Source organism: uncultured Vibrio sp. (assembly GCF_947488985.1).
In the GTDB taxonomy this organism is placed as follows: domain Bacteria; phylum Pseudomonadota; class Gammaproteobacteria; order Enterobacterales; family Vibrionaceae; genus Vibrio.
Genome location: NZ_CANLBV010000038.1, coordinates 19,308 through 34,103, shown reverse-complemented (window position 1 = coordinate 34,103; position 14,796 = coordinate 19,308). Strand labels below are relative to the sequence as shown.

The window sequence follows — 14,796 nt, the reverse complement described above, 5'->3', positions numbered from 1 at the left end:
TGAGCCATTACCTCACCAACTAGCTAATCCCACCTAGGCATATCTTGACGCGAGAGGCCCGAAGGTCCCCCTCTTTGGCCCGTAGGCATTATGCGGTATTAGCCATCGTTTCCAATGGTTATCCCCCACATCAAGGCAATTTCCTAGGCATTACTCACCCGTCCGCCGCTCGACGCCCATTAACGCACCCGAAGGATTGTTAGTGTCGTTTCCGCTCGACTTGCATGTGTTAGGCCTGCCGCCAGCGTTCAATCTGAGCCATGATCAAACTCTTCAATTTAAGATTTTGTCGACTCAACGAATACTGACTTCAAAACTAATATTTACCGCTCTTTCGAAAAAGAACAGAAACATGTAATTCTAAAGCTATTACCATTCCAACAGAATGATAATGAATTGACTGTGCCAAATAACCGAGGTTATTTGTATTGGTCACTCAGTTCATTGAAATCATTTTGATTCCGAAGAATCTGTTTTACTTCTCTTAATAAAAAGGGAAGATAAAACGTTTTGATATTCATCAACGAGTGCCCACACAGATTGATAGGTTTAAATTGTTAAAGAGCTTAACTTCTTGAACATTCCTTTTAAGTAAGGAACCTCTCGAAGTGGACGGCCATTCTAGCGAATTAACATTCAGTGTCAAACACTTTTTGAAAATTAATTTTTTGTCGCTTTCCGTCTTACTAATTACCGCTGAAGCCTTGTGGCGTCTGCCGTCTCAGTGGGGTCGAATTATAGGGAACCCTCTCAGGTTAGCAACTACTTTTTCATAAAAAATGAATAAATAGAGGTTAACTGTCTAATAGTTCACCTAAACGTAAAAAAGAGAGCATTTCTGCTCTCTTTTTGCTCAAAACCTAAGAGTATTATTAGATAAAGGCGTAAGCATCAGCGTACATATGCTCTCGCTTTGCTTCTTTATTCTGAGTAAATAGGTCTCTTGCAGCACCTGCCATTTCAAAACGACCTGCGATATAGATATCGAAATCAGCCAGTGATTCGAAACTTTGCGTAATTGCTTCAAGTACATTACCAGTTTGGCCGCGCCATACTTCAGGTGCTTCTTCTACTACCGGTACAAAGTGCACATTGCTGTGCTTTTCTGCGATGCCTACTAGCTCTTCTTTTGCATATAGCTGGCACTCGTCTTTTGCGCCCCAGTATAAGTGAATTTCTTTTTTGCTGTTTTGCGCGATACAGTGATCTAGGATTGAACGCACGTAGCTAAAACCAGTACCACCAGCAATCAATAATAGAGGACGTTCGCTTTCTTCTTTAACCCAAGCATCACCGTGTGGTGCATCAATAGCAATATCTCCACCTTCAGCTTGTGCTTTCTTCATCGCCTCAACAACTTCTAATGCGTAAGCATTGTGCTCAGCGGCACCAATGTGTAACTCAAGCTCACCTTCATGGCGGCATGGGCTGCTTGCAATAGAAAATGGACGTTTATCTTTCTCGCCCATTTCAACCATCAGGTACTGGCCCGCTTTAAAAGCGACAGGTGTTTCTGGGTGAAGTAGGATTTGGTAAGTGTTACAAGCCAAAGGCTCGATAGACTTCACTTTACATTTAATAGTCATGTTCTTCCTCTTACTAACCCTTAATCGGCAAAGGTTAGAACTAAATTACTTTCTGCAAATGCTTGGCAAGCGAAAATCCAGCCCTGTTCCTGCTCTTTCTCTGTGAGCATGGGTTCAAGGTGGTAACTCACTTGCCCTTCTAATTTTTTGCACATACACATCGCGCATGCGCCAACTTGGCAACGGTTTGGGAAATAGATATCGCTGTTGAGCGCAGCATCCAAGACCGTTTGCCCTTTTTCTACTGTGAAACTGATGTTTTCTGGATATAAGACTACTTGGTAGCTCATGAAATTCCTAGCTGTTCCCAGATGCTATCAATCTTTTTAACGACATCAGGATCTTTTGTGATAGGAACGCCCCACTCGCGAAGACATTCGCCTTCCCATTTATTGGTCGCATCTAGTCCCATTTTGGAGTGTCCAGTTTCGTTCTGTAGGAACAATGTATCTCTGGCCGGGTCCATTCTGGTGGTTACCGCCCAAATGATGTCATTCCAGTCACTCACGTTGACATCACCATCACACACGATAACAAACTTGTTCTCATCAAATTGAGACCAAACCGCTTCCATGATTTTCTTACCATTTCCTGCAGATTGCTTATCAATAGACACCACAACCATGCTGGCGTTGTCGTTCTGTAGATGAATATCAATAACTTCAGGGTGAGCCTTCGTTAATTCAGCTAGGCTACCTTCGATATGTTCACTACTTACAGGCGCAGATTCAACGTCTGGCGATAGTGCTAACTCCGCATCCCACTTCTTGGTGATGTCTAAACCCATCTTAGAGCCCAGTCCAACCACTGGTGATGCAAAATCTAACGAGTCGATAGGCGTGTTCTCTATCATCAAGCTATCACGAGACGGATCCATGTGTTCACACATCGCAACCGTTACTTGAGGCCAATCACGTGGATTCACATCCTCATCGCACACCAATACAAATTTGGTGTACATGAATTGACGCAAGAAAGACCATACACCCATCATCACGCGCTTAGCGTGACCTGGGTATTGCTTCTTCATTGTCACAACGGCCATTCGGTACGAACAACCCTCAGGCGGTAGGTAGAAGTCTTCTATCTCTGGGAACTGCTTTTGAAGGATAGGAACAAACACTTCATTTAACGCAACACCCAATACCGCAGGCTCATCAGGTGGGCGTCCAGTGTAAGTGCTGTGATAGATAGGGTTCTCGCGCATGGTTACATGAGTAATGGTAAACACGTGGTGCTTTTCTTTCTCGTTGTAGTAACCCGTGTGGTCTCCGTATGGGCCTTCATCTGCGAACTCATTCGGATCGATGTATCCTTCCATCACGATTTCCGCACTTGCTGGCACTTCTAGGTCGTTGCTAATTGATTTAACGACCTCGGTTTTGCTACCACGCAGTAAGCCTGCAAACGCGTATTCCGATAAGGTATCTGGTACAGGTGTCACCGCGCCAAGAATGGTGGCAGGGTCTGCACCGAACGCCACAGATACAGGGAATGGTTTGCCAGGGTTGGTTTCCATCCAGTCGCGCAGATCTAGCGCTCCACCACGGTGAGCTAACCAACGCATGATGATTTTGTTCTTACCGATCTTTTGCTGGCGATAGATGCCTAGGTTTTGGCGTTTCTTGTTTGGGCCACGAGTAACCGTTAAGCCCCATGTTAGCAGTGGTGCGACATCGTCTGCCCAACAGCTCATCACGGGGATTTTATCTAGGTCGACGTCATCACCTTGCCACACCACTTGCTGGCAAGCCGCTTTACGAAGGCGTTTAGCTGGCATGTTTAAGACTTGCTTAAACACAGGCAGTTTATCGATAGCGTCTTTAAAGCCTTTTGGTGGCTCAGGTTCTTTTAGATAAGCAAGCAGCTTACCCACTTCACGCAGTTCTTTTACATCCTGACGCCCCATACCAATAGCAACACGATTAGGTGTACCAAATAGGTTGGTCAAAACAGGCATGTCATAGCCTACTGGGTTTTCAAACAATAGAGCCGGGCCACCAGCACGTAGAGTACGGTCGCTAATTTCGGTCATTTCATAGTCTGGGTCGACTGGACGAGAGATGCGTTTCAACTGACCAATGCTTTCAAGATGGTCGATAAAATCACGTAAATCTTTAAAACTCATAGGACTTCTACATGCTGATTATTCTGCGCTCAGTATATCAAAAAGGGTGACACTGAGATCCCCCTTTTTAATGTGGTTATTGAGAGCCAAAATCCACTTTACGGTAATGCTTGCTCGATCAAAGAACTCTTCACCTGAGGGTTATCATCGACGAGATCTTGTAACCATCGTGTATGACCTTGTTTTGCTAATTCACGGGCAACCAAAGAGGCTTCATCGGCAATCGCCATTCTAGAGACCAAGAACTGCTTCACCTCTTCCGAGAGTGGATTAACTTTAGTGAGCAAGGTAATCGCTTCATCTTTCAAACGGGGATTCTTAGTTGCAGCCATAACCTGTTCAAGCGCGAATGCTTGTTTGGTTTCAGCAAGACGAACCAATTCAGCTTGGCTGTGATAATCCGCCTTCATACGCCATAGGATCTTGTAGACCTCAGGGTCTTCACTCACCTGTGCTAATCGAACCACCACCTCGGAAGACGGTAGCCAACTTACAATCGGCGACGTGGTCAGTTGTTTGGTTAGGTAATCAACCGCCTCAGGCGACAAGCTGTCTAGCTCTCGGATTAACAGTGCTTCTCGAGTTTGGACCTGGTGTTCAGGGCCAGACAACCATTCTTTCAGGTTGAGCTCTTGTTTCTCCGCATCGAGAACAAACACCAATGTTTTTTGGTCTTGGCGCCACTGCTTAATGAGCCGGTTGGCAATCGAAGGGTAATTAAAAGCAGGAACCGTAAACTCATAGCCATCACCACGCTCTAATACTTGGTAGGTTGGCGTAATAGCGAGCTGTTGCTCCACAAAGATAGACATCTTCGGTGTGAGTACGATTTTTTGCTGCTCGAGCTTCTTCAAGAGTTGGTAACGTGTCACTTCTTGTTGGGGAAACGCTAGACGCTCAAGAGCAAAGCGCAACGAATTGGTCTCGTCACGCATGACAAGTTCTAACAGTTCAGCCGTTTTTAGTTTTACTTGATCATTCTCAAGCCAAGACTCTACTGTATCTGGAGACATCTCCGCAGCATAACTGATGCTAATCGGTGACAATAACAGTGAAGTAGACAGGAGCAATGATGACAACAGTCCATGTCGCATTTTAACCTCCTTGTAACACAATTATTCATTCTGCAAGCTGCCACTACAAAATGCAAATAAAAAACGCCACCCGAAAGCAGCGTTTTTTGAACATTGTTATCGAGTCAGAATTACTGGCGGCGCATCGCGTCAAAGAACTCATTGTTCGTTTTGGTCATTGCTAGCTTGTCGATTAGGAACTCCATCGCATCAGTCTCACCCATTGGGTGTACGATCTTACGAAGAATCCACATCTTCTGAAGCTCATCAGGCTTAGTGAGCAATTCTTCACGACGAGTACCAGAGCGGTTGAAGTCAATCGCTGGGAATACACGCTTTTCAGCAATCTTACGGTTGAGGTGCAGTTCCATGTTACCTGTACCTTTGAATTCTTCGTAGATAACTTCATCCATCTTAGAACCCGTATCAACCAGTGCTGTTGCGATGATCGTTAAGCTACCGCCTTCTTCTACGTTACGTGCCGCACCGAAGAAACGCTTAGGACGGTGAAGTGCATTTGCGTCTACACCACCCGTTAGAACTTTACCTGATGAAGGGATTACGGTGTTGTAAGCACGAGCTAGACGAGTAATCGAATCCAGTAGGATAACCACGTCTTTTTTGTGTTCAACAAGGCGCTTCGCTTTCTCGATAACCATTTCGGCAACTTGTACGTGGCGAGATGCTGGCTCATCGAATGTTGAAGCAACCACTTCACCTTTCACTAGGCGCTGCATTTCTGTTACTTCTTCTGGACGCTCATCGATAAGTAGAACCATGAGTTCACACTCAGGATGGTTACGAGCAATGCTTTGAGCAATGTTTTGCAGAAGCATTGTCTTACCCGCTTTAGGCGGAGCAACAATCAGACCACGCTGACCTTTACCAATTGGAGATGCAAGGTCAAGAATACGAGCTGTAATGTCTTCAGTCGCGCCGTTACCCGCTTCCATCACCATACGTTCGTTGGCGTGAAGAGGCGTCAGGTTTTCGAAAAGAATCTTATTACGAGCGTTGTCTGGCTTGTCGTAGTTAACCGTGTTGACTTTAAGCAGTGCAAAGTAACGCTCACCGTCTTTCGGTGGGCGGATTTTGCCGCCAATCGAGTCACCTGTGCGAAGGTTAAAACGACGAATTTGGCTTGGTGATACGTAGATATCATCTGGGCCAGCCAAGTATGAACTGTCGGCGCTACGTAGGAAACCAAAACCGTCTTGAAGAATTTCTAGAACACCATCACCAAAGATGTCTTCACCACTTTTTGCATGTGCTTTAAGGATGGAGAAGATAATGTCTTGTTTTCTTAGACGCGCTTGATTTTCAAGACCTAGGCTTTCGCTAAGCTTAACAAGTTCAGACACAGGTCTGTTCTTCAGTTCAGTAAGATTCATAGTGGTGGAAGTTTGTTTAGTCAAAATAGGATCTGTTTTCTTAAGTTAAGAAGGATTTGGTCACAGGCTCGACCAAGAAGAGAATTTGTTCAATTAACGTGCGATAAATTAGCACTAAAACTAAGACTAGTCCATAGCTTAGAAAAAAACAAAACCGCGCATTGATTAGCTGCGCGGTTTCTTTTCAAATGCTGACCTGATTACAGGTTAGCGTCTAGGAACTCTTTAAGTTGAGTTTTAGACAGTGCACCAACTTTCGTTGCTGCTACGCCACCATCTTTGAAAAGAATTAGTGTTGGAATGCCGCGAATACCAAATTTTGGTGGAGTGCCTGCATTTTGGTCAATATTTAATTTACCGATGCTAAGCTTGCCTTCGTACTCGTCTGCGATTTCAGCGAGAATCGGAGCAATCATTTTACATGGACCACACCATTCAGCCCAAAAATCAACAAGAACCGGGCCTGCAGCGTTGATTACATCGCTATCAAAACCGTCATCAGTTAGCTGCAAAATCTTATCACTCATCTTCCACTCCAATGTATTTTTTAGAACTGGTTGGATGATAACCAGTAAATAGATGCCCTATTGGAATGTATTTACTTTCGTATTGCAAGCTTAAGCTGATATTCTATAGCAATGAAAAAGACGCATATCACAGAGCAAAAGTTCGCCGACTTGGATTTACTTCCGCAAGTTATTGAAGGATTGGATAAAAAAGGGTTCGATTATTGTACCCCTATCCAAGCCTTGGCGCTCCCGGTACTGCTCACCGGCCAAGACATTGCAGGCCAGGCCCAAACGGGTACTGGTAAAACGCTTGCGTTTCTAACTGCTACTTTTAACCACCTGCTAAAAACACCTGAGCATGAAGGGCGTAAGCCTAACCAGCCACGTGCGATTATTATGGCACCAACGCGTGAACTCGCGATTCAGATCTACAACGATGCTGACTCTCTGGTTGCAAGCACGGGTATCAAGGCAGCACTTGCTTACGGTGGCGAAAGCTACGACAAGCAACTCGGCAAGATCGAAGAAGGCGCAGATATCTTAATTGGTACCACTGGCCGAATTATCGATTTCTACAAGCAGAAGGTATTTAACCTTAACCACATTCAAGCTGTTGTGCTTGACGAAGCCGATCGCATGTTCGATCTTGGTTTCATCAAAGACATCCGCTTTTTGTTCCGCCGTATGCCTGAACCAAAAGATCGCCTGAACATGCTGTTCTCTGCGACCCTATCTTACCGCGTACAAGAACTCGCATTCGAACACATGCACAACCCAGAGCATGTGGTTGTTGAGCCTGAGCGTAAAACAGGTCATCGTATCCAAGAAGAGCTGTTCTACCCTTCTAACGAACACAAAATGGCACTTCTGCAGACGCTAATCGAAGAAGAATGGCCAGAGCGCGCTATCATCTTCGCTAACACTAAGCACAAATGTGAGTCTGTTTGGGGCCACCTAGCTGCCGATGGCCACCGTGTTGGCCTGCTAACTGGCGATGTGCCACAGAAGAAACGTGAAAAGATCCTTGAACAGTTCACCAAAGGCGAAGTTGACCTACTTGTCGCAACCGACGTTGCTGCACGTGGCCTGCACATTCCTCAAGTAACACACGTATTCAACTTCGATCTCCCTGACGATTGTGAAGATTACGTTCACCGTATTGGCCGTACTGGTCGTGCTGGTGAAAGCGGTCATTCGATCAGCTTTGCTTGTGAAGATTACGCAATCAACTTGCCACCAATCGAAGAATACATTGAGCACGCAATCCCAATGTCTGACTACGATGCTTCAGCCCTGCTAGAAGATCTACCAGCACCATTGCGCTTACGTACACGTAACCCGCAACAACGTCGCTCGAACAACAATGGTTCACGTAACGGTAACCGTAAACCAAACCAGAACCGTCGCCCGCGTCATAACAAGGAAGGTTAGCCGCTTATGAGTCAAACAGTGTCACCCCCGCTTTATGCTGCAATCGACCTCGGGTCGAACAGTTTTCATATGCTCGTTGTGCGTCATATCGATGGCAGCGTACAAACCATGGCTAAGATTAAGCGCAAAGTGCGTTTAGCTGCAGGCTTAGATGAAAATAATGCGCTTAGTACAGAAGCCATGCAGCGAGGATGGGACTGTTTGAGTCTCTTTGCAGAGCGACTGCAAGACATTCCACAAGAAAATATCCGCATTGTCGGTACAGCGACCCTACGTACCGCCATCAATGTGGATATTTTTCTAGAAAAAGCCAACCAGATCCTTGGCTACGACATCAATGTTATCTCCGGTGAAGAAGAAGCGGCGACGATCTATAAAGGCGTAGCACACACTTCTGGTGGCAGCGGCCGCCGACTGGTTGTTGATATTGGTGGTGCAAGCACCGAGATGATCATTGGTGAGGGCTTCTCAGCGAAAGCACTGACCAGCCTGAAGATGGGCTGTGTTACTTGGCTTGAGCGTCACTTTAAAGATCGTCAATTAACCGCAACCAACTTTAACAACGCCATTGAAGCGGCGAAGTCGACGCTAGCTCCAATCCTAGATAGCTACACCGATATCGGGTGGGACGTGTGTGTTGGCGCCAGTGGTACCGTTCAAGCACTGCAAGAAATCATGTTAGCGCAAGGTATGGATGAGGTCATCACTCACGCCAAACTTAAGCGCCTACAGAAACAAGCTATGGTAACCGAGCGCTTGGAAGAGCTCGAAATCGAAGGACTCACCCTTGAGCGCGCATTAGTGTTCCCAAGTGGCCTTTCCATCCTGATTGCGATTTTTGAGCTACTTGAAATAGATTCAATGACACTCGCGGGCGGCGCACTCCGTGAAGGTCTCGTCTACGAGATGGTAGATGAGCTACGCCAAGAAGACATCCGCGCCCGTACCATCAAGAGCGTGCAATCACGCTACCAAATTGACGTTAGCTACGGTGAACAAGTTGCTGTAGTCGCACAGACTCTGTTAGAACAGGCGGGGGCTGAATCTTGGATTTCAGAGCCTCAAGCTGGTGTGCTACTGCAAACCGCAGCTAAGCTGCATGAAATAGGTCTAACTATCGATTTCAAAAAAGGCGGTGAGCACAGCGCTTATCTACTACAGAACTTAGACCTACCGGGTTTTACTCGCGCACAAAAGCACTGCTTGGGTGAATTAACTCGCCGCTACCGCGAACAGTTAACCTCACTACCAGAGCAACATGCTATCTCCGGCACCAGCAGCAAGCGTATTTTGCGTATATTGCGTTTGGCTATTTTGCTGACTCATAGACGCAACCCAGCACTAGAACCTGAGTTTCAACTGACAGCAAACGGCAATAACCTGACCTTAGCGCTGGCTAAGCAGTGGCTAACCGATAACCCGCTGACCACGGCCGAGCTCGAAATTGAATCAAATCGACAAACCGATATTGGCTGGCCGCTGAGTATTGAAAGCCTCTGATATTTATCATTGGATGCGAGAAATTAAAAAAGCCCAAGTGAATTGACTCACTTGGGCTTTTTGTTAATGCACGATTAATGCGATTCGTTGCTTGGCCAAGACTTAAGCCTTAACACCCGTCACTTTAAAGTCAGGGTTCACATTGGTCAGCTTCTTAACAACATAGTTAAGAAGCACACCGTACATAGGCACAAATAAGCCTAGGCTGATAATAAGTTTGAACCCGTAATCAACCAGTGCAATTTCAGTCCAGTGCTCAGCCATGAATGGATCTGGGCTTTGGTAGAAAGCAATCGCAAAGAAGGCAATGGTATCCAATGCATTACCAAATAGCGTTGAACAGGTTGGGGCAACCCACCACTGTTTAAGCTGACGTAGGCGGTTGAAAACATGCACATCTAAGATCTGACCAAGCAAATAAGCCATAAAGCTTGCTGCGGCAATACGGGCCACAAACACATTGAACTCACCGAGGTGACCGAAGCCTTGGAATTGCCCCTCAAAGAACACCACTGACAAGAAGTAAGAAACGGCCAGTGCGGGTAACATCACTAACAAAATGATTTTACGGGCAAGCTGTGCGCCGAAAATACGTACCGTCAGATCGGTGGCGAGAAAGATAAACGGGAAAGTGAAGGCACCCCAAGTGGTGTGCATACCAAAGATAGTAAAGGGCAGCTGAACTAAATAGTTACTTGATGCGATAATGATCAGATGGAATAGAACTAGCAGGGCTAGAGCTTTGCGCTGTTGCGCTGGCGTAAAGTTACTCATGCAGTATCTTTTTAGTTTGGTTTGGGGGTGAGGGAACCCAAATCGAGTCATTTCTTCGAATAAACGAAGAAAGCTCTTACCAATAATGTGAATTAAAAATGTATCTATAATTTGCTCTATTGAGCGGCGGGCGATTATACATTAATCAATATTGGCTGCAATGGTGAGAACAGACGCAAACGTTTATTCTCACTTTTATTGGTGAATGGTGTTAGAAACAATGCTTTAAAAGCCAGGTTTAAAAGCTACGTTTTAGAAGCGATGCTAAAAGTTAAAACCGCGCTTAAAAAGCGTCGCGAGATAATCAAACTCTTCTCGGCTCTCTTCCGCGTTTAACGACTCAAACCAGATTGATTCACTGTAATGTTCTGATTTTAAAAACATCCGACAATCTTCAAAATCAATCAACCAAGAGTGCATGTCGGCGTCCCATTGCTTTTCAACTATAGAAGCGGACAGCAATGCCACCAGCTTTTCACCTAATACTTCGTAAGAATCAAAATCAAAACTTGGAGACGTAATCAATAAACGCCCTTCCTCAGCCAAATACTCTCTTAAGCCAAATTCTGTTTGTGTTGTCATGTCCCTATCAACCTTATTCTTTTTCTATGACCTAGTCGTTTTTAGAAGCCAAATGATTCTGCAAATTAGTCGTGTGTCGTAATGTGTTCTTGAATCAAATCTAAGAATGGGTCAGCGTACTTATCGAGTTTACGCTGACCAACACCGTTAACTGCTAGCATCTCACCGTATGAGGTTGGCAGCACTTCAGCCATATCAATCAAGGTCGCATCACTGAAGACCACATAAGGTGGCAAACCATCTTCATCTGCAATTGATTTACGTAGCTTACGCAATTTAGCAAACAGCTTCTTATCGTAGTTCTTGCTGCTGAGTTTATCGGACTTAGCATTACGCACCGCCGTATCTAAACGAGGTACAGCCAATTCCAAAGACATCTCACCACGCAGTAGTGGTCGCGCTTCTTCTGTTAGCTGTAATGTCGAATTACGAGTGATGTTCTGAAACAACAAGCCTTTGTGAATCAACTGACGGAAGATACTGATCCAGTAGTCATGGCTGTGATCGCGACCAATACCGTAAGTAGACAGCTTGTCGTGACCATTATCGCGCACACGGATGTTCTGCATGCCGCGCATCACTTCGACCACATAGCCCATACCAAACGACTGATTCACACGGTACACACAAGACAATGCCTTCTGCGCCTCTTGAGTCGCATCAAAGTGCTTGGGCGGGTCTAGGCAGATATCGCAGTTGCCACATTGCTTCTCGCGATATTCGCCAAAGTAGTTGAGCAGAACCTGACGACGACAAGTCTGCGCTTCGGCAAAGGCACTCATCGCATTCAGCTTGTGCATCTCAACTTGTTTTTGTGGGCCTTCTTCTTTTTCATCAAGCATACGACGCAGCCAACCCATATCAGCCGGGTCAAACAACATCATAGCTTCAGCAGGCAAGCCATCACGACCAGCACGGCCAGTCTCTTGATAGTAAGACTCGATGTTGCGTGGAATATCAAAGTGCACCACAAAGCGTACGTTGGGTTTGTTGATACCCATACCAAATGCCACAGTCGCGACAACGATCTGGATATCATCACGTTGGAAGGCTTCTTGAACGTAAGCGCGCTCATCGGTGTCCATACCGGCATGGTAACCCGCAGCACGAATACCGTTGTTGCACAGCTTCTCGGTCACCATTTCCACTTTCTTACGGCTACCACAATAGATGATGCCGCAATTGCCTTTCTGTGTTTCTAGGTAGCGAACCACCTGTGAGACGGGCTTGTGCTTCTCAACGAGATTATAACGAATGTTAGGACGGTCAAAGCTGCCCAAGTAGGTGTGTGGATCCACCAGCTGCAGACGCGAGATAATGTCTTTGCGTGTTGCATCGTCAGCGGTTGCCGTCAGCGCCATATAAGGCACGTGCGGGAAATATTGCTTAAGTTGGCCTAATGATGCGTATTCCGGACGGAAGTCATGCCCCCATTGAGAGATACAGTGCGCTTCATCCACCGCAATCATCGAAAGCGGTAAACCTTGAAGACGTTCGATAAAATCGCGCATCAACACACGCTCTGGCGACACGTAAACCATCTTCAATTGGCCTGAATTCATGCGATTAAACACACTCATCAGTTGGTCACGTGGCATTGAAGAGTTAATGCACTCAGCCGCAACACCGTTCGCCTTCAGTTGGTCTACTTGGTCTTTCATCAGCGAGATCAGAGGTGAGATAACCAGAGTGAGCCCTTCACGAACCAAAGCAGGAATCTGGTAACACAGTGATTTACCACCACCGGTCGGCATAATCACCAAGCTATCTCTGCCGGCAACAGCCAAATCAATCACTTCTTGCTGACCATCGCGAAAGGTTTGATAGCCAAACACATCTTGTAAGATGGTTTGCGCATCATTCTCGGGGGTTGGTGTTTGCTCAGCAATCAGAGTAGCGGTCATTATGGTTCCTAATTGAGGTATGAAATCAGCAAGCATCATTCGCAAGCAAGTCGCACATTGTAGAGGGGAACGCTGGCGAATTAAACCGCAAATTGTTAGGTGAAAAGGGTTCACGCTCCTATACTGACCAACTCTCTTATAAATCTTATTAATAAGCACTCAGTGCTAGAGAAAGATGCATGACACAAGAAGAACAACAACGTACGCGCCAAGGAATTTTGCTTGCCGTTGGTGCCTACACGATGTGGGGTATCGCCCCTATATATTTCAAATCTTTAAGTGAAGTTTCCCCATTTGAGATTCTCAGCCACCGTGTAGTATGGTCTTTTTTCCTACTCTCTTTGTTACTACACGTTAGCCGCAGTTGGCGTAAAGTGCGCGACACCCTAACCTCAAAGCCAAAAATGCTCTATTTGGTGGCGACCTCTATCTTGGTGGGTGCTAACTGGCTGATTTTTATCTGGGCGGTAAACTCCAATCACATGCTCGATGCCAGTTTGGGGTATTACATCAACCCACTGATTAACGTGTTACTCGGGATGTTCTTCCTTGGTGAACGCTTACGTAAGCTTCAATGGTTTGCAGTCGCCCTTGCTACGATTGGCGTGATAATTCAATTGATCGCGTTTGGCTCAGTGCCAGTGGTTGCGATTGCCCTAGCCTTCAGCTTTGGTTTCTATGGCCTATTACGTAAGAAGGTCAGCTTAGAAGCACAGACTGGCCTGTTCATTGAAACATTAGTCATGCTGCCTATCGCTGCAACGTACTTGTTGTTTATTGCAGACAGCCCAACCTCAGATTTTTCGGTGAACCCGATACAACTCAACCTATTACTGATTGCAGCTGGTGTTATCACTACGGTTCCATTGCTTTGTTTTACTGGCGCAGCAACTCGATTGAAGCTATCGACACTCGGCTTCTTCCAGTACATTGGCCCTAGCCTGATGTTCTTGTTAGCGGTTCTTATCTATGGTGAAGCCTTTACCAGTGACAAAGCGATCACCTTTGCCTTCATTTGGGGCGCTCTGGTTATTTTTAGCTTTGATGGGCTGCGGCACAACAGCAACAGCCAGCGAGAAAAAAGCCATCGCTGAACGCATTTTAGCTCGTCGTCAATAAAAACCAAGTCATCAATAAACGCCAACAATCGATGAAAGCAGAGCTAAGCTCGGTTAAATTAACCCTCATTTAGCCGAGCTTTTTACGCTGTGCTCAACAGCGCCAAACCGAACTAATCAGTTATTGGAATAGACAATGAACGAAGTCACCATTTTAGTTACCCTCGCCTCTATCCATTTTATCGCCTTAATGAGCCCTGGCCCTGATTTTGCGCTTGTGGTACAAAACGCAACCCGTCACGGGCGTCAAACTGGGCTATACATTGCTTTGGGGTTATCTTGCGGGATCCTAATGCACTCATTGCTGAGCCTGACCGGGATCAGTTACCTCGTCCACCAGCAGCCAACATTATTTGCCATAATCCAATTGGCAGGCGGCAGTTACTTACTGTATTTAGGCTACGGTGCACTTAAAGCAACCTGGAATATCATCCACAACCACCACGATGACACTGGTGTGGTCAGTGCTAACGACCGAATTCTTACCAATAAACGTCAGGCGTTTTCCAAAGGGTTTGCGACCAATATTCTCAACCCAAAGGCCTTGGTGTTTTTCATTAGTCTAATGTCGAGCTTAGTCCCAGCGGATATGTCCCTGTCAGGTAAAGGGTTGGCGCTGCTTATTCTATTCGGTTTATCGCTCTTTTGGTTCTCACTCTTAGCTTGGATGCTATCAACCAAAGCGCTGCAGGAAAAATTGCATGAAGCGACGGTTTATATCGATGGTTTATGCGGCGCGGTATTCACCATGATCGGCCTCAGTATTCTGTGGCAATCAGCCTCATCACTCTTAGTCTAAG

At 45.9% G+C, this 14,796-nt stretch carries 13 protein-coding genes and 1 rRNA gene; 4 read left to right on the top strand and 10 right to left on the bottom strand.

Annotation, left to right across the window (positions count from 1 at the left end; genetic code table 11):
* From Q1A70_RS10590 to trxA, 7 genes are all read right to left on the bottom strand, one after another.
* Window positions 1-280: ribosomal RNA gene (locus tag Q1A70_RS10590) — 16S ribosomal RNA — on the bottom strand; the annotation flags it as partial.
* A 592-nt stretch (window positions 281-872) separates the two neighbouring features.
* Window positions 873-1,586, bottom strand: coding sequence for an NAD(P)H-flavin reductase (fre, locus tag Q1A70_RS10585; RefSeq protein ID WP_299690413.1), 714 nt, complete (start codon window positions 1,584-1,586; stop codon window positions 873-875).
* 20 nt (window positions 1,587-1,606) lie between these two features.
* Window positions 1,607-1,876 carry a 2Fe-2S iron-sulfur cluster-binding protein gene (locus tag Q1A70_RS10580; RefSeq protein ID WP_060468860.1) on the bottom strand — a complete coding sequence of 90 codons (270 nt, stop codon included), beginning with the start codon at window positions 1,874-1,876 and terminating at the stop codon, window positions 1,607-1,609.
* Window positions 1,873-3,714: a 4-hydroxy-3-polyprenylbenzoate decarboxylase gene (ubiD, locus tag Q1A70_RS10575; protein ID WP_299690416.1), complete on the bottom strand. Its 1,842-nt coding sequence runs from the start codon at window positions 3,712-3,714 to the stop codon at window positions 1,873-1,875. Before ubiD ends, Q1A70_RS10580 begins: the two co-directional genes overlap by 4 nt.
* A gap of 98 nt (window positions 3,715-3,812) precedes the next feature.
* Window positions 3,813-4,808, bottom strand: a complete 996-nt coding sequence (locus Q1A70_RS10570; protein WP_299690418.1) for a hypothetical protein — start codon at window positions 4,806-4,808, stop codon at window positions 3,813-3,815.
* Window positions 4,809-4,918: 110 nt separating this feature from the next.
* Window positions 4,919-6,178, bottom strand: coding sequence for a transcription termination factor Rho (gene rho, locus Q1A70_RS10565; protein WP_299690534.1), 1,260 nt, complete (start codon window positions 6,176-6,178; stop codon window positions 4,919-4,921).
* A gap of 200 nt (window positions 6,179-6,378) precedes the next feature.
* Entirely contained in the window at window positions 6,379-6,705 is a 327-nt protein-coding gene (gene trxA, locus Q1A70_RS10560; RefSeq protein ID WP_299690420.1) for a thioredoxin TrxA, read from the bottom strand.
* Between the two features lie 111 nt (window positions 6,706-6,816).
* On the opposite strand from trxA, the gene rhlB reads away from it, so the two are divergent.
* Together rhlB and gppA are read left to right on the top strand one after the other, a co-directional pair.
* Entirely contained in the window at window positions 6,817-8,118 is a 1,302-nt protein-coding gene (gene rhlB / locus Q1A70_RS10555; RefSeq protein ID WP_299690423.1) for an ATP-dependent RNA helicase RhlB, read from the top strand.
* Window positions 8,119-8,124: 6 nt separating this feature from the next.
* Window positions 8,125-9,618, top strand: coding sequence for a guanosine-5'-triphosphate,3'-diphosphate diphosphatase (gene gppA / locus Q1A70_RS10550; RefSeq protein WP_299690426.1), 1,494 nt, complete (start codon window positions 8,125-8,127; stop codon window positions 9,616-9,618).
* A gap of 102 nt (window positions 9,619-9,720) precedes the next feature.
* On the opposite strand, the gene Q1A70_RS10545 is transcribed toward gppA, so the two are convergent.
* From Q1A70_RS10545 to recQ, 3 genes are all read right to left on the bottom strand, one after another.
* Window positions 9,721-10,392: a 7-cyano-7-deazaguanine/7-aminomethyl-7-deazaguanine transporter gene (locus Q1A70_RS10545; protein ID WP_299690430.1), complete on the bottom strand. Its 672-nt coding sequence runs from the start codon at window positions 10,390-10,392 to the stop codon at window positions 9,721-9,723.
* A 264-nt stretch (window positions 10,393-10,656) separates the two neighbouring features.
* Window positions 10,657-10,974, bottom strand: a complete 318-nt coding sequence (locus tag Q1A70_RS10540) for a DUF3630 family protein (RefSeq protein ID WP_299690435.1) — start codon at window positions 10,972-10,974, stop codon at window positions 10,657-10,659.
* A gap of 65 nt (window positions 10,975-11,039) precedes the next feature.
* Window positions 11,040-12,878, bottom strand: a complete 1,839-nt coding sequence (gene recQ, locus Q1A70_RS10535; protein ID WP_299690440.1) for an ATP-dependent DNA helicase RecQ — start codon at window positions 12,876-12,878, stop codon at window positions 11,040-11,042.
* A 179-nt stretch (window positions 12,879-13,057) separates the two neighbouring features.
* Here recQ and rarD point away from each other — a divergent pair, with 179 nt between their 5' ends.
* Window positions 13,058-13,972, top strand: a complete 915-nt coding sequence (gene rarD, locus Q1A70_RS10530; protein WP_299690444.1) for an EamA family transporter RarD — start codon at window positions 13,058-13,060, stop codon at window positions 13,970-13,972.
* A 160-nt stretch (window positions 13,973-14,132) separates the two neighbouring features.
* Complete coding sequence (locus tag Q1A70_RS10525) at window positions 14,133-14,795, top strand: LysE family translocator (protein ID WP_299690446.1); 663 nt, start codon at window positions 14,133-14,135, stop codon at window positions 14,793-14,795.
* Window position 14,796: the final 1 nt, after the last annotated feature.